Origin of the sequence: Zobellia sp. OII3, assembly GCF_002211465.1 — a bacterium.
Lineage (GTDB): Bacteria > Bacteroidota > Bacteroidia > Flavobacteriales > Flavobacteriaceae > Zobellia > Zobellia galactanivorans.
On the sequence record NZ_MWRZ01000002.1, the window covers coordinates 540,567 to 559,146 of the forward strand.

Genomic DNA, 18,580 nt, shown 5'->3' on the forward strand with positions numbered 1-18,580 from the left:
TAGACTAAGATAGCATACTGAACTAGGTCGAAGTTATCTCCTAGAAGCATTTTAGGGAATTTCTTACAACATATTTACCCTGTTTAACCTCCATTTATTACCAAATCGCAACAAAAAATACTACGCGGTCGGTTTTGTTTTTACCTTCACTTTATATAACTCCCTAGAACACTTCCATTTATGAAATATGTCATTTTCATAGCCCTGGTATTTTATACGTTCCTCACGTTTGGGCAGGTGAAAATAGGCGATAATATTAGCACCATTGATGAAGCATCTATATTAGAATTGGATAGCCAGACCAAGGCATTCGTTCCTACACGCATTACCGATGCCCAAATGAATGCAATGGCCCCACTGAAAGGGGCTTTGGTCTATAATACCGATCATGATTGCATATTTGCTTTCGACGGAGTCATATGGAAGAACCTTTGTAATTCAGGAGTGCTTGTAACTACCGCTTCCTCAAGCCCCATAAATAATTTTGCGGGAGATATTTGGATCGAGGAATTGTCACATAAAGTACACATATGGAACGGTTTAGAGTGGATTTTAACCAATACGAACCCCACAAGCGGGGATGGGCCACCAAGTAGTGTCTCTATGAACACCCCTATAGCGGGGGATATTTACGTAGACCGTATCTCTGGAAATATATTTGCATATAACGGTAGCCTGTGGAAAGAAAATGGTATCTACAGCGTTGAAAATGGCCTTACCCTTTCTTCTTCAAATAGTATAGAACTGGGCGGAACCTTAACGCGACCGACGGTCATCACAACCAATACGGGCAACACCTTGGCTATTGAAGGGCTTTCTGAGGCGGCCCACAACAACGTAAAAATTCTTACCGTAGACGAGACAACGGGAGTATTGCATAGCACTGCGTCCAATACATTTCTACAAAGGGAAGAGCTAACGATCATCGCAGTCGATGGGCAACAAGAGTTTACCACTCCACTTGCGATTACCGATTCAAAAAAGATTGCCGTTTACCGAAACGGGATCAAAATCGATTTTGACGCCTTAGGAGTCAATCTTATAAAACTGGAAGCTAATGTTATATGCTATGAAAACGACGAAATTAGAATCGTTCAATTCTTTTAGATAATTATTTACACACGTATAATTCAATAGTAATATTCACTTTTTAAAAATCAACATTATGAAAAACGCTACGTATCGCAAGGCCTTGAAAACAGGGGTGTTTGCACTTATTTTAATGACCTTCGGGCTAACTAACGCACAACAAACTACCGGAGACACGGCCAAACAGGGAGATATTGTTCCCGGAACTACGGTTACCGGCGGTGCCGTACGGGTAGTGGACAATAAGGGAACCATTAAGTACCTACAATCCAAAAACGGTATAACCATGCTTTCCAATACTACAGATGACGTAACTACAACAACCTGGCAATTGGGCGGAACACTTACGGATGATACTTTTATAGACGCCAACGGAACTATTTTTGGCATTGACGGCATAGAATTGATCACCACGGAAACCGCTTCCACGGACGCCACTACAGAATCTGACCATGGCACAGGTACGGGGTATACTATTTTGGTAAGGGACGAAGCTACAGGGGCAACCAAAAAATTATTGGCTTCAGATTTACTTCAAAGCGGACAAGAGAGTTTTACGGCTACAGCTGCCCAAGTAGCGTATCCTTTAACCGGCAGTCCCGTTTTGCCTGCTTTCAGTCAAGTGTGGGTATACAGAAACGGAGCCAAATTAATTGCCAATGTAGATTACACCATTGCGGCATCTACCGTTACATTGGTACCAAACACTACAGTTCCAAACGATTGGTCTGTTTACGCAGGTGATATTGTAGAGGTACAGTTCGTTCGATAAGATCAGGGTCTTACCATCTGATTTAAGGCTCTAAAAACAATAACTCGTCATCAACCTATACGGATAAATAAATCGGTATCATATCGCGTATCACATATCGTTGGAGTACACTTATCATCATTTTGGTTCTACAAACCACAGTGTATGCCCAAGAAACTATGGCCATTAATCATAAGGGAACTCAAGTAAGCGTAAGAAATACCGTTGTTACTACCGCCGATAGTGCTCCAAGCGACCCATTGCAAAACGATATTTGGTTCGATACGGTGGCCGACGTAACAAAAGTATATAATGGTACGATTTGGTTAACGATAAACCTTGATGCCTTGGCAAAAAAGGAAGATAGCACCAATAAATCCACGGATATCAATTTGGCGGATGTAACGAATACCAAGTTTCCAACAGAACTGGCCGTAAAAACCTATGTTGATACGGAATTAGCAGCACTGGTCGACGATGATATTACCAATGTTTCCTTTGATGGCACCCTTTTGAGAGTGGATGAAGGAACAACGAACTTCTCCGCCAACCTGTCCGCATTGGAAGAGTCTGCCGATATCACCGCGAACACCGCCCTGATCAACAACCATATTGCTGCCGACGACGATTTGAGCGCTACCAACGAGTTACAGAATGCAGCTGAGGTGAGCATTGAGGATACGGCCGGAAATTACACCGCTACAAATGTAGAAGCCGCTTTGACGGAACTGGCAACTGCCCCCGGTAAAAACATATATTCCGATAACGGAACATTAAATGACAATAGAGATATTACCCAGAGTAATTTCGACCTCAATTTCGATTCCAATACGTTAGTGATCAGCGGAGACGATGACAGAATTGGTATTGGAACGGCCTCACCATCTACAAAATTAGATGTAAACGGCACGACAAGAATACGGACCCTGCCCGCAGGTGCCGGATCAGATGAATTGGTGACGGTAGATACCAATGGTAATTTAAAAAAATTACCGATCAGCAGTATGGAAACAAAAACGTCAATAGCCCAGAATACAGGCACAGGGGTTATTACCCACAATAGTGAAGACGGCACCTCACAAGCCGTAAACCTGGTGAGCACCAACACCAATAACAGTATTTCGGTAGGTTCAGATGGAGGGGCATACTACAATAGCCCGATTAAAGCATATGGAATACTGATTCCCGCTTCAAACACATATAACGCAAGTGGTATTTCCAGTGCCGTTAAAAATGGCACGGGCAGATATACTTTTACGATGTCTACCCCCAGATCAAGCGCAGACTATCCTATCCAATTAAGTCTTTTAGAAACAGGATCCGATCGTATTAACATCTACGTAACGGCCCAGACAACAACAACATTTAGCTTTTCAATAATTAAGGAAGGAAGTACATTTTTGACGTATAGCTATGTAGACCGAACGTGTTATTTTACCATACTCGATTTTTGATGTGCCTTGGTTTACTGCTTATTAAAAAAGGCCATTGACCCTGTACCGGAAGAAAGAAAAACTCCTTTGTTGTCAATGACCGATACCGTAAGGGTAGGCCAAAAAATAAAACATGGTTTCAACGGGACGGCAAATGCCCGTTTTTTAAAGCAGTTGTTTTCTCTTAAACTGATTGTCATACCTTCTTTTAAAAGGGAGGATATGCTGTTTTTTTCTATACTTTTTAGTTTCTAGGATAGTGTTAAAACCACAGCCCGTAAAAATTTTGGCAGCGTTTTCCAAAGTCTTTTCATCAATACCCACGCCATTTATACTACTGGTGTTTTCACCCATCCGATCTTTTGGGATTTCCGCAAATGAATGGATATAAATATATTCATCGGTGCGATATAACAAGGCCTGTTTGTACAATAGCAAAACCTCTTCGAGGGGTGAAGAATGCATGACCAAAAAAAACGGCCGTTTAAGCTTTAAGGCTTCTGAGCCTTCTCTCGGCCGTATCTGCAAAGTAAACGGAATTACCTCTTTGTAACGATAATCCGCTAAGGCAATTCCGTTTTCAAGTGTGTATACAATTTCATAAACCGGACACGAATATTTTTCAAAGTAACCCTCGTTTAAAATTCGGGCCAGTAATATGGTCTGTATTGAATTAAGAAGGGGAATGCTTTTTTCAAGTTCTCCGTAAAAACCTGCGGGAAAAACATCAACCACCAATGTGTTTATCTTATACGATTTTATACAGTCAAGTAAAAAAAGGGTGAAATTCACCTGGTCTTTAAAAAAACCATCTTCCTTGTGTAGGGTTTGTATGGCTTTTGGCACCTGATCATTAAAAACAGAATTAGTCAATAGCACACATTTCCTCAAGGGTATTTCTTGCGTGTATATAAAATTAAGGACCCTGTTTATATGCCCGAAGCCGGCACCGTACACATAAAATAAATACACTATATCTTATTTAATAATTCGGCTATGATGAACAATTTATGCTCAGCAGGTATCTCTTCTATGGCCAAAATAGCATAGACATAACTCTCTTGGGCCGAAGAAAGTTGATAAGCTTCCTTGTCATTTACTTTAATAATATTTCCTTCTAGGTTCACCCTATACAATTCCTCATCATCACGCTTTATCTTGATCTTATCATCATAAGGTCTTACTTCAAAGGCATTTTCATTCTCCTCATTATCTGAAATTTTCACCTTGTCCGGGTATATTTTAACCTTCCACAGCAATTCGGAATCCTCGTCGCGTAATTTTAAACTTTCTTCCTTGAATTTTACCTCATACTTCATTCTTCCATTGGCATAGAACTTATGCTTGTCAGGTTTACTTTTAAAAGTATAGTTTGTGTTGTTTGCAACGATTTTTATGGGAGACAGGTCAAATCCGCCCAATACAGCTCCGTCAGCGGTTGTAATAGTAATATCAAGCTTATCTGTGCTTGCGCTGACAGACGTGCTTGTAGTGCTGTCTATGGTCGCTTCGGTTGGGTTCTTGGTTTCTGTTTTACAACTTACCAGCAAAAATAGGGTCAGTACAAAAAGTAGGTGTGTTTTTCTCATGGTTTTAAAATGTTTATGTAGTTTGATATTTCTATTTCTTCGGTGTAGTCAGTATTAATCTTCTGGAACAATGCCTCACACATCCGTTCTTTTTCGGAAGGGGACATTTTATGTATTTGCAATAAAACGTCTAACAGTTCATTTGACTGCAAAGGATTGTATAAGAACCCGTCTTTCTTATGGCTGATTACATCTTTTATCCCCCCGACATTGGCACCGATCACAATATTTTTAGTGGCGGCAGCTTCCAATAATACGTTCGGCATTCCATCATAAAAAGAGGGTACGGCCACGATATTGATGGCATTGTAAAACAATATCAGTTCATTCTGGTTCGCGAAAGAAAAAAACCGAACGTTGATGTCTAAATTAAGGATATAGGTTTTGGTTTCTTCGCTTACGTCACCTATTAAACACAGTACAAAATCATTTTTATAAGGGAATTTCGCGAAGGTTTCTACAAAATTGACAATTCCCTTTTTGGCTTTCAATTGCCCTATAAAAGCAATCGGGATTTTAGAATTGAACGACTTTTTTAAACCTTCAATACCTTCTAAGTGGCTTTTAGCGGGTTTCCAATACGCGGTATTGATTCCGTTTTGAGTAAAATAGGTGTTGTTATGCGATACAAGGCTGTCTATCTTTTCCCTTTTCTCCCTAGTTACCGTAAATATATACCTAGAGTTTTCAAGGGCATATAATAAATGACTTCTCTTTTTCGAAAAAATACCTTCATCAAAATCATTGCCCCTAATAAAGGTAATCAAAGGTTTATGTATCCATTTAGATAAAACAGGCCCTAAATTAATAGGCAGGTTTCCCCCAAATATGCCAATATAGCTAAGCGTGTCTAAAAAGGGGAGTTGCTGAATAAATTCGGCAGCTAAGGATAAGGTAAACTCCTCCGAGCTTTCAATCGGTACGGCGGAATAGGTGCCGTTAACAACGGTTTGTGTGCTGAATTTCTTCTTTCTGTTCGTAAAATGGATGATATGCACCCTTATTCCGTTTCTTTTGAAGTTGCGCACCAATCGATCACAGGAAACGGCCATACCACCTTTATTCGGTGGGTAATTTTGAGTGATAAGCAGTACATTCATTAACTGTCAAAATAAGATCCATCATCAGAATCATCATGTAAAAATATAGTAGAGCTCCTATCGAATAAACTACCGTAATCTTCGGCCAAAAATACCATGTATGGGTATTCGGCATGGAATCGATGTATCATTTTTCTTCTCCAAACCGACCTGTCCTTGGAATAGAGTTCTATATCATTGGTAAGTCGTGCATCGAACTCTACAAAACAACTAATGCATAAAATGGAATTATTTTTTTTATAGACCGCGTGTTCTTTTCCCGGGTTGACAATTTGGTTGGCTTTAAAGGCATGTGTATTACACACATTTTTTTTGCATTTATCACAGACTATGGTTGCGTAACTTTCACAGTTTCGAACCACAAAAAGCCCTGTAAATTCTTCGCAACGTGTTGTTTTTTCTTCCATAAAAATTAAGCGCTAGGGGTTACACAACTGTAGCAAGTATTAATGAGGTTAATGACTTCCAAGGAAAAATAATCTACCGCAAAAGCAGTAATACTACTTTGCTTATAGGGATTGTATTGCTCAGGGTTTTCCTTTTTAACATCGAATTTTCGGCTTACTTTAAAAACATAATAGGCATCATCTTCAACAAAACTTATTTCTTTCGTATCGATAGACGGGTTCAATTGGTATTTGTGTTTAGGTATCTTCATTTTAATGGTAAACGGATATGCCGCCCTATACTTGTGTTTGGTTTTTCTTTTACCGCTACTACCTCTTTTTAGGATAATCCGTTTTCTCGTTCTTTCGGTAAATTGAAAGAAGACTAACGATTCGTCATACAACAAACACGACCCTTTACTTATTACCCGTTCATAATGCTCTTCTTCCCCTTTAATAAATCCCCTAGTTTCGCTAGTATAGGCCTCGTTTTTAATAAGGTTTTCCTTTGTTATCGTATGTTTTAAGTTGGCCTCTAAGGCTATTTTTGATTCTACCTGCAAATCTTCTTCGATTAAGGTAAACAGGGCCGAAAAGTAATCGGCAAAAAAGTCAAAACCTTCCGCGAAATTCCTTTTGAATTTTTTGTTCGTTCTATAGGTCATGATAATCGCCACTATCAAACCGGGAAACACCAGCATACCCAGCGTGACGGGTAGTATTTTAAAAGCAGGGGAAATGTTCGTTAGCGGAGAGGTTATAAAAGTACCTATGAAAACGCCCAAAAAGATAAACCATATCTTTTTTATTTTTTTCTTCTTTTTCTCTTGGGCTATTTCCCTTTGCAATACACAAGCCCTAAAAAACCGAATCCATTTAACAGGTGTTTTTTTAGAATTAAAACCTCTGTGCAAATGGGCTCTTTCTATAGGGGCTCCTATATATTGTTCCTTGTTTAATTCATTGCCTTGTCTGTCCATATCAGAGCATTAAATCTTGGTAAACTTTTTTCAATTTAGCTTTTTGATCCTCCCATAAAAAATCACCTTGAACCTTTTTAAAGGCACTGGCTATATAGCTTTCCTTTCTTTCCGGCTCATCCAATATAAACCGGATACACCGGGCCAGATCTTGTTCTCTATCGGGCTCAAAAAGTAGGGCTTCTTCTTCGGTGACCAACTCGGAAACCACAGGTAATTCCGAAGCGATTACCATTGTTTTACAAGCCATACTCTCTAATATCTTAAGCGGACAACAACCTTGTGTAATGTTTCTGTCACATGCTTTTAATGGGGCTATGGAGGCCTCTGCGTAATGAATATAGTTGTACAACTCCTTTTTAGGCAATCGAGACTTTAGAATAACGCGGTTTTGCAAACCTAGTTTTTCCAATAGTTTTCTATAAGGTTTAAAGGCTTTTTCCTTTACGGCCAAACAAATGACCAGTTTTAGGTCTTTAAAATCTTCTAAGTAAGTCATTGCCTTAAGCAAAACCTCTAAACCTTGCCAAGGTTGTATGGCCCCAAAATAAATGAGGTATTGATCTGGGGCATCGATTGGCCTTTCAAAGGAATCGGGTATATGTGCCCCGTTCGGTATCACTTTTATCTTATCGGCATCGACCGAAAAATTGGTTTCCAAATAAGTTTTGGTAACCTCGGAAGGGGTAATGATTACGGTCGATCTGTGTAAACATTGCAACTCCAGCTCCTTTAATTTCCGTAGAAAGGAAGGGGTTAGATCAGGATACCTATAAGGGAGTTCCACCGATGTTAGGGCATTGACCTCAAAGATGGTTTTTATACTCGGTTCGGCGATTAATCCCATGCCGCTCCAAACATCCCTAAAATGACCTATTTGAATAGATTCCTTATGCTTTTGGATATCGATAAATAGTTGCTGGGAAAAAAGGGAAGCCTTTTCTAGATAGTTCAGCTTTTCTTCGTTGTAATAACGCTTTATAAAAATATTGCCCTCCGTCTGTACGGCAGGGTAGGAGCTATTGCCCCGTAAACAGAATAGTTGTAATTGATCACATTGCCCTGACGAAACCAAGATCATCTCCCTGATATGGGTAGAAGCACCTTTTGCGCTTGGAAACACATCGTAGGTAGCGTAGATATTTCTTTTCTCCAAAATTAGAAAGAGAATTTAACCGGTTCTTTTTCTGCCGCGTTTTCAACTTCAAAAAACTCACCCTTTTTAAAAGTGAACATATTGGCAATGATATTTGACGGAAAACTATCTATGGCGATATTGTTTTCTTTTACCGTGGCATTGTAATACCTACGTGCCATTTCAATATCATCTTCCAATGAGGTCAGCTCGTTTTGTAGTTCTCGGAAATTTCGATCGGCCTTTAAATCCGGATAATTTTCGGCGATGGCAAAAAGATTGACCATAGAATTTTTCAAAACACTTTCCGCCTTACCCAGCTCATCGACCGAAGAAGCGCTTTGAGCTAGATTTCGAGCCTTGGTTATGTTTTCAAAGGTTTCTTTTTCATGACTGGCATAGCCTTTTACGGTTTCTATCAAACCCGGAATCAAATCATATCGTTTTTTTAGAAAAACATCGATACTGCTCCAGCCTTCTTCCATTTCTACTTTCTTCCGAACCAATCCATTATACACCGAAATGACATAGAAAACCAAGATACATACAATACCAATTAGCACAATAGATATAACCATAAGGATAGTTTTTATGCTAATTTAACAGAAAAATCTGATTATTATTATAGGAATTAAAATGATAATGTAAACTAAGTTTATGCTTTAGATGGTGGTTTTTACCGAATATCAGAATCTTAGGCACAAGGAATCGCTTTAAAGGTTTAACCATAATTAGCATGTATTTTATCTGAAAACGCTAAAGGGAATAAAAGAGTTCCCTTAATTTTGTGCCTCATACACTTTACATAATTAAAGAGACTTGCTAGAGAAAAGACGACAATTACCCCAAGAACAAAATATAGATACCGATTATTTCATCTATTGTTTGGAAGCGGTTCAAGAGATAGAAACGGACAAGCTTACCGAAACACAGGAAAACTTGGGGCAATTGGCCATGAAATACGGGGTAGCCAGCATTTATAAAACATGTGACACCATTGAAGGGCTCGAATCGAGCTTAAATGCCCTGGTCTTGGATGACCATAATTTTAAAGACTACGAAATTATTTATTTGGTCATGGCGGGGGAAGCCAATAGTATTTGCCTGAATGGCTACTACTACAGTTTACAGGAAATCGCAGAGCTGTTTGAAGGCCGATTAAAAGGTAAGATTCTACATTTCTCCAATGAAAAAATCCTAGACCTGGACGAAGACGAAGCTCAGTATTTCTTGGATATCACCAACGCCAAAGCGATTTCTGGCTATGGCAATGCTTATAAGGGAATAAGCAGTGTCAATCTAGACAAGGCCTTCTTCAACTTGTTTAAGGAAGACGATAATATGTTCGATGTGGTAGAAGAGCTCCACCAAAGGCATTACACTACCTGTAAATTACTTGATTTTAGGTTGTATTATTAAACCGAGACAAATCGGTCGATGATTGCTTTTTTTGGCGAAAATGTGCGTTTAGACACCGGCGTATCTACCGCAACCCAGGATCACCAACTGCAATTTCCGGCCTTCCTGCTGTTCGTGGGCCTTTTTTATGATAAATCGGGCCGCCTCGGAGTCTTGGGGAGTGTCTTTGGCCTTTATTGGACGGTTACTGCCCAAGGGAAAGGGGACTTAAAAAAACGTTTTCCCGGCACTTGTTTTATAGGCTTATCGTTTTAAACCCATTTTCCTGTAAGCCGAAGAAATAGGTAAATCCATTGGAAGTGGTTTCCACATAGGAAGGATAGTCCGATTTTTTGACGCCCAATTTATTCATGGCAAATTCACAGACTACAATACGGATCCCTAGTTTTTGGGCTTTTTCGACCAAAGGCGCCAACTCCTTGTTGGTAGCCAGGTCCTTTACGACCTTTCCGATCAATACAATTTCAAATTGAATAGCCTTGCTCTTGTTCTTATATTCCTCGCCCGTCATTACCGATGCCATAAAATGATTGGAATTTTGGACTAACAAGGCATATTTACCATCGTTTTTGATCGAGTTTTCTATCTCTTGTACACTTTGCACTTGGGCCATGACCGACACTGAAGTCGTTAAACTTAAGGCGAATAAGGCGATGATTAAAAATTGCTTTTTCATTTTTTAAAATTTTTTAGTGTTGTTCAAAAAGAGTGATTTTGCAAAAAGTACCAAATTTTAGGCAAAGGTATCGTCCAACTTTTTTTTGGAGCGTAACTTTTGTTACAAGGGGCAAACAAGGCATTACGCCAACTATCGACATGTGTCCTTGCAAAATACGGGTGTGGCTTTTTTGTGAACAAAATGCTAACAGGCGAAGCCGTGGTAGGCGGGAAGGGCAAGTTATGTGGATCGGGTTTATAGTCAAACCCACGCTAAAGGAATGATTAATAATCTTTAACTTCATGGTAAAAACCTACAATTGACCTAAAATATCGATATGGATATTCGATGCTCCTCAAGTAAATCATTCTTGTGGAGCGAAAAACTTAACTCCATTTGCTTTTATTGTAATTAAAATATTTATTTTAATCGAATAGAAAAAGTAACTATTCGATCAGTCGCGTTAACATCGGTTAAAAGCACTGATGGTAAACGTAGTTTTAGCTCCCCCTTTATAGTTTTTTTCGTGCATACTAGAAAAATCATTCCGTAATCGAAGAATGAATTTTTCAACCCCCTGAAACCAATGCATCGAGTACCCATAATAAACCAACCAATATTGAAAAACATGGAGTTAGAAATCAAGAATTTAAGTAAAACGTATTCCAATGGCGTTCAAGCCTTAAAAGATGTTACCTTGACCATTCCCCAAGGAATGTTTGGTCTACTAGGCCCAAATGGTGCAGGTAAATCGTCTTTAATGCGCACCTTGGCAACATTACAACAAGCCGATTCCGGCTCCGTTACACTTGGCGAAATAGATATTTTAAATGATAAGTCCGAGGTGCGAAAAATTCTTGGATACCTTCCCCAAGAGTTCGGGGTATACCCAAAAGTGAGTTCGTACAACATGTTAAACCATATTGCCTCCTTAAAAGGGGTGTCAAGTAAAGGTGAGCGTAAGGACTTGGTAGAATCCTTACTGACAAAAACCAATCTTTGGCATGTGCGGAACAAAAGCTTAGGCACCTATTCCGGGGGTATGAAACAGCGGTTTGGTATTGCCCAGGCCCTAATCGGTGATCCCCGTTTAATTATTGTAGATGAACCCACGGCCGGTCTCGACCCTGCCGAACGTGTTCGATTCCATAACCTATTAAGTGAAATTGGTGAAAATACCATTGTAATTCTATCTACACATATCGTTGAGGACATTTCCAATTTATGCAACAATATGGCCATTATTTGTCTTGGTGAAGTTGTTGCAAAGGGCAATCCGGCTGTTTTGACCGAAGCCGTTAAAGGTCGCGTTTGGAAAAAAGCTATTGAGAAAGTAGAACTGGAAAGCTACCAGTCTGGGATGCAGGTCATTTCTACGCATCTAAAAGCGGGGCAAACTATAATCCATGTTTTAAGTGATGATAAGCCAGATGCTTCCTTTGAAGCTAGTCCGGCCAATTTAGAGGACGTTTACTTTGCTGAAATTACATCTCGTATGGAGACTGTTTCTGCATAATTGCTTCATTCATTCACTTAAATCATTCAATTATGCTTAAAGAAATTTTTCTATTCGAAATCAAATATAGATTAGGTCGGCCGGCAACTTGGGCCTATTTTGGAATCCTGATAATTTTCGGACTTTTTGTGGCTATCGGGGGTAATGGCCCTGCATCGGAAAAGGTTTTTGTAAACTCCCCAGTGGCCATTGCAACCGTGCTGTCCACTATTAGTGTTTTTGGTATTATGCTTTCAAGTGCGATTATGGGAGTCCCCGTTTATAGGGATATTGAGCACAAAACGGAAAATTATTATTTCTCTTTTCCCGTAAGCGAAAAGGGGTACTTGCTAGGTCGTTTTTTAGGCTCTATGTCCGTACTTTTTTTCGTCAGTCTCGGGCTGCACCTAGGCTTGATCATCGGTTTTTTTATCGGCCCGTATGCGGGCTATGAGGAAGCGGAGCGATTTACCGATTTTAATCTGTGGCATTATGTGCAACCTACCTTGATCTTGTACTGGACGAACTTTTTCTTCGCAGGCTGTATTTTTTTCGCCTTGGTGAGTCTAACCAAAAAGGTAATGTTAGCCTATGCGGGTGGCGCTATTCTTTTTATTGTCTACCTCGTTACCATAACCCTTACGCAAGACATAGAAAACAAGGATTTGGTAAGTTTAATAGATCCATTTGGCCTTGGAACTTACGAAAATACCATTCAATATTGGACGCCTGAGGAACAAAATACCCAGACGGTTCCTTTTAATGGAATGTTGTTATGGAATCGCATCATTTGGGTCGGGGTAGGATTAATGACCCTTTTCTACACCTTGTTTAGATTCGACTTTCAGCGATTCTTGAACAAGAATTATACCTCCAAAAAGAAAGACGACAATTTAGATACGCCCAAAGCCTCAGCTGCATTAACGAAAATACCTCGTGTGGCAAAGGTATTTTCCGGAGCATTGAACTTCAAATTGTTGTTTCGGTTGGCGGGAATAGAGTTTAAAAATATCATTAGGGATAATTTTTTCAGGGCCATACTTATTGCCGCGGTTTTATTCTTGTTTTTTGATGCTTGGTTTGGCTTCCCTACCTACGGAACTCCCTCTTTGCCGCTTACTTATTATATGTTGGAAGTCAAGGACTTCACCTATATCATTCTCATATTCATCCTTATCGTGTTTATGACCGGCGAAGTGTTGCATCGGGAACGCAATGTCAACTACGATCAAATTTTCGGCTCATTACCTATACCCAATCGCATTGTTTATGGTTCAAAATTCTTGGCATTGGTGATGGTGAGTTTTATTCTTGTAAATATGGTTTTGGTCAGTGGAATGCTCAACCAGGTTATAAAGGGCTACTTCAATTTTGAATTTGACAAGTACTTCACCGACTTGTATTTAATAGAATTTCCAAAGTACATCATATTTGTTATGCTGGCCTTTTTTGTGCATTCATTGGTCACAAAAAAGTTTATGGGCCATGTCATTGCCATTGCCATATGGGCCCTGCTTTTTGGTTTAAATAGTTTGGCCGAAGTTGATAATAATCTATACCTCTATAGTTACGCCCCACGTTATATCGTCTCCGATATGAACGGTTTTGGGCATTTTGGAGAAGCCTTGTTATGGTTTAGGATGTATTGGTTGGCCTGTGGGGGCGTTTTAACGGTCATTGGTTACCTCTTTTGGAAACGGGGCACGGATTCAGGCATAAAAGCAAGGTGGCAATTGGTAAAGGAACGCCTAAACCTAAGGACTATGGGTATGGGCCTGGCCCTGTTGGCCGTATTTATTGGTTCGGGCGCATTTATAAATTACAATACCAAAACGCTCAATAAGTACAGAACGGATAAGGCAGGCACCATCAAATCAGCCGATTATGAAAAAAACCTAAGTAAATATGACAAAATAGCGCAACCCAAAGTTATCGATGTTACGGTTGATGCGGATTTAGTGCCCGAAGAACGTTCTGCCACCATCAAAGCCAGGTATGTAATGGTAAATAAAACGGAGGAAGTAATTGACTCCCTCCACTTAAACTGGGGGGCGGAAGGCTTGCTTAAGAAAGAAGTGAAGTCATTTACCATAGACGGCAAGGTCCCCAAACTGGGAAAGCGTTATGACGATTACGGCTATGAAATCTATGCCTTTGACACCCCCTTGCAACCTAAGGACACCCTTACATTGACATTAGAGGTAGTGGCCTCTTACCAAGGTTTTCCCAATGAAGGTTACGGTTCGGATATTGTCTATAATGGTACATTTTTAAATAATGACTATTTTCCATCTTTCGGGTACAGTCCGGACGGGGAATTAACCAGTGACCAAGATCGTAAAAAGTATGGTTTGCCCATAAAAGACTATCAGTATCCGGAACAAACGGATGCATGGGGAACAAGCAATTTGCTCTTTACCGATGATGCGGATTATGTGACTTTTGAAGGCACTGTGAGTACCGCTCCCGATCAAATTGCCATAATGCCCGGCCAGTTACAAAAAGAATGGAAAGAAAACGGTCGTAACTATTACCGGTATAAAATGACGGGAGAACTGGATTTTTTCTATAATATTTCCTCTGCAGCGTATAAGGTACATCGCGAAGTTTGGACAGGTAAAGGCGGAGAAAAAGTGACTATTGAAATATTCCACCATCCAACGCATACCTACAATATTGATCGCTTCGTAAAGAGCGTAAAACACTCCTTGGATTATTTTTCAGAAAATTTTGGAGCTTATCAATATAAACAACTTCGTATCCTGGAGTTTCCCCGCTATCAATTTTTTGCCCAATCGTTTCCCAATACCGTTCCTTTTTCAGAGAGTTTCGCCTGGGTGGGCGATTTTAATGATCCCAATGATGTCGATTACCTTTATTTCGTCACCTCCCATGAGGTGGCACACCAATGGTGGGGGCATCAAATCTCTCCATCGGCGACGCGAGGTGCAAATCAAATTTCAGAATCCATGGCGGAATATGCGGCACTGATGGTAATGAAGGAAGCATATGGTGATGATGCCATGCAAAAATTTCTTAAAGATGAATTGGATACCTATTTAAGAGGCAGGGCCAATGAAAGTAAATTTGAAAAAACGCTTTTGGACAATGACAGTCAAGCCTATGTCTGGTATCAAAAAGGAGGTTTGATACTGTACGGACTTCAAGATTTAATAGGTGAGGCCAACTTAAACAAAGGGTTCAAAGCCTATACCGAAGCAGCGCGTTTTAGGGCTGAAGCCCCGTTTACAACGACCATGGAATGGTATGGGTATATGAAATCGGTGACTCCGGATTCGCTCAACTATTATTTGGAGGACAGTTTTGAAAAGATAACATTGTATTCCAATAAGGTGACCGGGGCGAACTATAAAAAACTAGCCGATGATAAGTATGAAGTGACTATAAACGTAGAAAGCGTAAAGAATTATTTTGACGGAAATGGTAAATTGTTAGCCGCAGGGGACCGGCCCAATTTGCTCGATATAGCAGTGTTTGAAAATGACATTGAGAACAATCAGGGCATGACCGTTAAATCGCCTTTGGTAGTAGCACAAACATGGGTGAAACCCGGAAAATCAACGCATACCTTTATAACCGATAAGGAACCCCTTAAAGCGGGGATCGATCCATATAATAAAATGATCGACCGTGTTCCTGATGACAATATCATGACGATAGATGAAATTTTGGACTAGTATTTTTCATCGGGTATAGTACAGCCCGCCCGAACCTTCCCTTCATGCCGGAACGATTTATCGGGCTGCTTCGGTACGGGCCGGCTTATGGTGCGAACAAGGTAGGAGGGGAGAGCCCAACCCAACCCGGGCATCCATAAATCCCTATGGAGGGCTTCGTCAATGCCCCCAAGGGATTTTTTAACCCAGTCCGTTCTTTTTCCCAAAAAATGGGGTACCGTTAGACATCCTTGCCTTTCATCATCTTGTTCCAATACAGATAGGGCAAACCGTATTTTTTGAGCATCCAAAGCCTCCAATGTTCCTTTGAGCTGTCCTTGATCAACAGGTTTTTGAGTTTTGGATCTGGAGTAAAATTGTTATTGTAATCAAATTCCGCCAAGACCATTTTTCCATAGTCGGTTACCAAGGGACATGAAGAATACCCATTGTAAGACTTAGTGCCCTTGTGCTTGGTCTTGATCAAGGTATCGATATTGTCGACGACTATCGGTGCCTGTTTGCGAATGGCGGCACCCGTTTTGGCCGTTGGTAGGGAAGAAACATCCCCCAAACTGAAAATATTGGGGTATTTCTTGTGCTGCATGGTCTTGGGATCGACGTCGACCCAGCCCGCTTCGTTTACCAAAGGGGACTCCCTAACGAATTGGGGCGCCACGGAGGGAGGGGCGGTATGCAGCATATCGTAGTGAATGCCATACCGATCGCCGTCTTGGCTTACCTCTACATCCTTGTAATTGTATTGAAACGATTCGTCCAGGCATTCGCTGTCGTCTTCTCCGGACATGACAACACATCCGCCCGCGGTAATATCCTTTCCCATTTCGTACCAAGCAATTTGCTTTTCGCCATCTACGGCAACCAGTTTATGGTAGAACCTTAAATTGATGTCCTTTCTATCCACCACCTTCATTAAGGTTTTGGCCACCTGCTTGACCCCGAAAATTACCGTACCTGAGGTGGCAAATAGCACATCCGTTTTCGGGCGTACACTGCTCTTTCGAAAATAGCTTTCTGCCAGGTACATGATCTTTTGGGGCGCCCCGCCACATTTAATGGGGGTTGTTGGCTGCGTAAAAAGCGCGGTACCCCCTTTAAAGTTTTTAATGACCTCCCAGGTGTGTTTTGGATCGGTGTAATTGCTGCAGACCACCCCTTTGTCGATGGCGTCCCCCAATCCGGGGACGAGACTGAAATCATAGGCCAGTCCCGGGGCCACCACCAGATAATCATAGGTAAAATCACCTTGCTTCGCTGTATGTACCGTATTGTTTTCGGGGTCGAAACCCGTGGCCCTGTCCTTGATCCAAGTGGCCTTTTTCGGCATGACGGACGACATGGGCCGGGCCGTTTTGTCATAATCATAGGTCCCGGCACCTACCAAAGTCCAAGCGGGCTGATAATAGTGGGTGTCCGACGGTTCGATAATGGCGACATCCTTGGCCTTTTTTTGTTCTATTAACTGTGCGGCTACCATAATTCCGGCGGTACCGCCACCAATGATAAGAATTTGATGATGTATGCTCATTTGTAGTATGATTTTAGGAATTTCATAAATATAAGCGTAATTGTGTATCATTTCGGTAACATTGGTTACACAAGCGGCATTCCAAACCACTTGACGAAGCCATACGGCAAAAGGCCTTACCATGTTGTGCTTTACAGCCGTACAAGTCGCGCCGTCTATGGCCCGTTACGAATGTGTTTTGGGATAAGTCGGGCTTTGATTGGTGGGGCAAATCAGGTAAATGCGCGTATAGGTAGCCCTCGGTCGTTAACCTTCTTCCTTCATTTTCATAAAAGGATATATCATCAAAAAAAATAGGTATGGGAACCAAAAATATGTTCATTTTGTTAGTAATTGCCTTTGTAGTATCTAGTTGTTGGAAAGACAATTGTGACCAGTTTGGCGACACCTTTATTTCGATAAATATCGACAAAGTGGAAAAAGACGCGGCTGGAAACCTGATTATAGAATTTGCCACGAATACTATGAACGACTTACCTGCAAGTTATTTTGAGGAGGTAGTCTTATGGAATACTTTAAGGGATCCGAGTACAGGGGAAGCCATGGAAGTTACCGAAAGTGTCGAGGCGACCAAGACGACCCTAAGGCTGGTAGTACGATCGGCATTTGTTCCCGGCCCCGGAGAGTTTTTTACTTATGCCCCTGTACTGAACTTTCCGGATCGGGAAGGCTACGTAGATTGCAGCCATCCCGGCAAAAGTGATGACTATCTACTTTATTTAGAAATGAATATTCAAACCATTGACGGTAGCGAATACGAATTAGATGATTTTGTTTGGCACGAAGCGGTCCGTAAAGGGGCCTTTTAAACCAAAAAGAAAGAGAGTGCCTCTTTTTTTATGAGTATCCCCATAGCCGCTATTGGGACTATATCCATTGTTCTAATGCCTGCGAGAAATGCCTGGTATTCATGGGCACCTATAAGAATCTTGCGAATAACCCCTTGTCAACTGACCGACGAGCTTGTCGTGGGCCAAGTCGAAGGATAGGAGGGGAGTATATCCTATGTTAAGCACTTAAATTTTAATCAATTACAGGATCCCGTAAAATACCCTCCGTAGTTTCAATTATTTTTGAGTAACAGATGAATAATTAAAATTTACATGAAATGAAAATTGAAGCAATTAAACCCGGACCCAAGCCCAAAAAGAAAGATGGCACCCTTGATAAACGAAGAAGGGACAATAAGAATATCCCTGGTAACAAACCTTCTTTAAAACCCAGTAAGTCAACCAAAGAGAAATAGTTGACTTACACCGAAAAACAACAGAAGAGAACCCTATTAGCAATTTGGAATCATAGCACATTGTTCCGCGTTA

General features: G+C 40.8%; 18 protein-coding genes. 8 read left to right on the forward strand and 10 right to left on the reverse strand.

Annotated elements, in window-relative coordinates; genetic code table 11:
- Nucleotides 1-180 precede the first annotated feature (180 nt).
- The 3 genes from B4Q04_RS09535 to B4Q04_RS09545 all read left to right on the forward strand — a co-directional run bounded on the left by B4Q04_RS09535 (nt 181) and on the right by B4Q04_RS09545 (nt 3,294).
- Nucleotides 181-1,107, forward strand: a complete 927-nt coding sequence (locus B4Q04_RS09535) for a hypothetical protein (protein ID WP_013995671.1) — start codon at nt 181-183, stop codon at nt 1,105-1,107.
- A 58-nt stretch (nt 1,108-1,165) separates the two neighbouring features.
- Nucleotides 1,166-1,861: a hypothetical protein gene (locus B4Q04_RS09540; protein WP_013995672.1), complete on the forward strand. Its 696-nt coding sequence runs from the start codon at nt 1,166-1,168 to the stop codon at nt 1,859-1,861.
- Between the two features lie 158 nt (nt 1,862-2,019).
- The gene (locus B4Q04_RS09545) at nt 2,020-3,294 is read left to right on the forward strand and encodes a hypothetical protein (RefSeq protein ID WP_088696665.1); all 1,275 of its coding nucleotides are present in this window, start codon (nt 2,020-2,022) and stop codon (nt 3,292-3,294) included.
- 144 nt (nt 3,295-3,438) lie between these two features.
- Here the strand turns inward: B4Q04_RS09545 and B4Q04_RS09550 are convergent, their stop codons facing one another.
- The 7 genes from B4Q04_RS09550 to B4Q04_RS09580 all read right to left on the reverse strand — a co-directional run bounded on the left by B4Q04_RS09550 (nt 3,439) and on the right by B4Q04_RS09580 (nt 9,041).
- Nucleotides 3,439-4,119, reverse strand: a complete 681-nt coding sequence (locus tag B4Q04_RS09550; protein WP_123772353.1) for a hypothetical protein — start codon at nt 4,117-4,119, stop codon at nt 3,439-3,441.
- 125 nt (nt 4,120-4,244) lie between these two features.
- Nucleotides 4,245-4,862 (reverse strand): hypothetical protein, encoded by a 618-nt coding sequence (locus B4Q04_RS09555; RefSeq protein WP_088696667.1) that lies wholly within the window; start codon nt 4,860-4,862, stop codon nt 4,245-4,247.
- Complete coding sequence (locus tag B4Q04_RS09560; protein WP_088696668.1) at nt 4,859-5,962, reverse strand: glycosyltransferase family 4 protein; 1,104 nt, start codon at nt 5,960-5,962, stop codon at nt 4,859-4,861. The genes B4Q04_RS09555 and B4Q04_RS09560 overlap by 4 nt, the downstream gene beginning before the upstream one ends.
- Entirely contained in the window at nt 5,962-6,267 is a 306-nt protein-coding gene (locus B4Q04_RS09565) for a hypothetical protein (protein ID WP_123772354.1), read from the reverse strand. Before B4Q04_RS09565 ends, B4Q04_RS09560 begins: the two co-directional genes overlap by 1 nt.
- A gap of 107 nt (nt 6,268-6,374) precedes the next feature.
- On the reverse strand, nt 6,375-7,328 hold the full coding sequence (locus tag B4Q04_RS09570; protein WP_088696669.1) for a hypothetical protein: 954 nt from the start codon (nt 7,326-7,328) through the stop codon (nt 6,375-6,377).
- Nucleotide 7,329: 1 nt separating this feature from the next.
- Nucleotides 7,330-8,484, reverse strand: coding sequence for a glycosyltransferase (locus tag B4Q04_RS09575; protein WP_088696670.1), 1,155 nt, complete (start codon nt 8,482-8,484; stop codon nt 7,330-7,332).
- Between the two features lie 2 nt (nt 8,485-8,486).
- Entirely contained in the window at nt 8,487-9,041 is a 555-nt protein-coding gene (locus tag B4Q04_RS09580; protein WP_013995680.1) for a LemA family protein, read from the reverse strand.
- Nucleotides 9,042-9,282: 241 nt separating this feature from the next.
- On the opposite strand from B4Q04_RS09580, the gene B4Q04_RS09585 reads away from it, so the two are divergent.
- The gene (locus B4Q04_RS09585; protein ID WP_013995681.1) at nt 9,283-9,882 is read left to right on the forward strand and encodes a DUF6642 family protein; all 600 of its coding nucleotides are present in this window, start codon (nt 9,283-9,285) and stop codon (nt 9,880-9,882) included.
- A gap of 48 nt (nt 9,883-9,930) precedes the next feature.
- Here the strand turns inward: B4Q04_RS09585 and B4Q04_RS22705 are convergent, their stop codons facing one another.
- Both B4Q04_RS22705 and B4Q04_RS09595 read right to left on the reverse strand, forming a co-directional pair.
- A complete protein-coding gene (locus B4Q04_RS22705; protein ID WP_161496062.1) occupies nt 9,931-10,077 on the reverse strand; it encodes a hypothetical protein in 147 nt (48 codons plus the stop codon).
- 40 nt (nt 10,078-10,117) lie between these two features.
- Nucleotides 10,118-10,558, reverse strand: coding sequence for a DsrE family protein (locus B4Q04_RS09595; RefSeq protein ID WP_088696672.1), 441 nt, complete (start codon nt 10,556-10,558; stop codon nt 10,118-10,120).
- Between the two features lie 610 nt (nt 10,559-11,168).
- Between B4Q04_RS09595 and B4Q04_RS09605 the strand changes: the two genes are divergently transcribed.
- Nucleotides 11,169-12,056, forward strand: a complete 888-nt coding sequence (locus tag B4Q04_RS09605) for an ABC transporter ATP-binding protein (RefSeq protein ID WP_013995684.1) — start codon at nt 11,169-11,171, stop codon at nt 12,054-12,056.
- A gap of 32 nt (nt 12,057-12,088) precedes the next feature.
- Nucleotides 12,089-15,733, forward strand: a complete 3,645-nt coding sequence (locus B4Q04_RS09610; protein ID WP_088696674.1) for an ABC transporter permease/M1 family aminopeptidase — start codon at nt 12,089-12,091, stop codon at nt 15,731-15,733.
- Between the two features lie 220 nt (nt 15,734-15,953).
- Here B4Q04_RS09610 and B4Q04_RS09620 read toward each other — a convergent pair whose 3' ends face one another.
- Entirely contained in the window at nt 15,954-17,261 is a 1,308-nt protein-coding gene (locus B4Q04_RS09620; RefSeq protein ID WP_088696806.1) for an FAD/NAD(P)-binding oxidoreductase, read from the reverse strand.
- Between the two features lie 299 nt (nt 17,262-17,560).
- Between B4Q04_RS09620 and B4Q04_RS09625 the strand changes: the two genes are divergently transcribed.
- The gene (locus B4Q04_RS09625; RefSeq protein ID WP_088696676.1) at nt 17,561-18,070 is read left to right on the forward strand and encodes a hypothetical protein; all 510 of its coding nucleotides are present in this window, start codon (nt 17,561-17,563) and stop codon (nt 18,068-18,070) included.
- 299 nt (nt 18,071-18,369) lie between these two features.
- Complete coding sequence (locus tag B4Q04_RS22835; protein ID WP_201723388.1) at nt 18,370-18,507, forward strand: hypothetical protein; 138 nt, start codon at nt 18,370-18,372, stop codon at nt 18,505-18,507.
- Nucleotides 18,508-18,580: the final 73 nt, after the last annotated feature.

Excerpts from the sequence above, each read along its gene's own strand:
- B4Q04_RS09535 (WP_013995671.1), top strand. The coding sequence starts at position 181 with ATGAAATATGTCATTTTCATAGCCCTGGTATTTTATACGTTCCTCACG.
- B4Q04_RS09540 (WP_013995672.1), top strand. The coding sequence starts at position 1,166 with ATGAAAAACGCTACGTATCGCAAGGCCTTGAAAACAGGGGTGTTTGCA.
- B4Q04_RS09545 (WP_088696665.1), top strand. The coding sequence starts at position 2,020 with ATGGCCATTAATCATAAGGGAACTCAAGTAAGCGTAAGAAATACCGTT.
- B4Q04_RS09555 (WP_088696667.1), bottom strand. The coding sequence starts at position 4,862 with ATGAGAAAAACACACCTACTTTTTGTACTGACCCTATTTTTGCTGGTA.
- B4Q04_RS09560 (WP_088696668.1), bottom strand. The coding sequence starts at position 5,962 with ATGAATGTACTGCTTATCACTCAAAATTACCCACCGAATAAAGGTGGT.
- B4Q04_RS09570 (WP_088696669.1), bottom strand. The coding sequence starts at position 7,328 with ATGGACAGACAAGGCAATGAATTAAACAAGGAACAATATATAGGAGCC.
- B4Q04_RS09580 (WP_013995680.1), bottom strand. The coding sequence starts at position 9,041 with ATGGTTATATCTATTGTGCTAATTGGTATTGTATGTATCTTGGTTTTC.
- B4Q04_RS09595 (WP_088696672.1), bottom strand. The coding sequence starts at position 10,558 with ATGAAAAAGCAATTTTTAATCATCGCCTTATTCGCCTTAAGTTTAACG.
- B4Q04_RS09605 (WP_013995684.1), top strand. The coding sequence starts at position 11,169 with ATGGAGTTAGAAATCAAGAATTTAAGTAAAACGTATTCCAATGGCGTT.
- B4Q04_RS09610 (WP_088696674.1), top strand. The coding sequence starts at position 12,089 with ATGCTTAAAGAAATTTTTCTATTCGAAATCAAATATAGATTAGGTCGG.
- B4Q04_RS09620 (WP_088696806.1), bottom strand. The coding sequence starts at position 17,261 with ATGAGCATACATCATCAAATTCTTATCATTGGTGGCGGTACCGCCGGA.
- B4Q04_RS09625 (WP_088696676.1), top strand. The coding sequence starts at position 17,561 with ATGGGAACCAAAAATATGTTCATTTTGTTAGTAATTGCCTTTGTAGTA.
- B4Q04_RS22835 (WP_201723388.1), top strand. The coding sequence starts at position 18,370 with ATGAAAATTGAAGCAATTAAACCCGGACCCAAGCCCAAAAAGAAAGAT.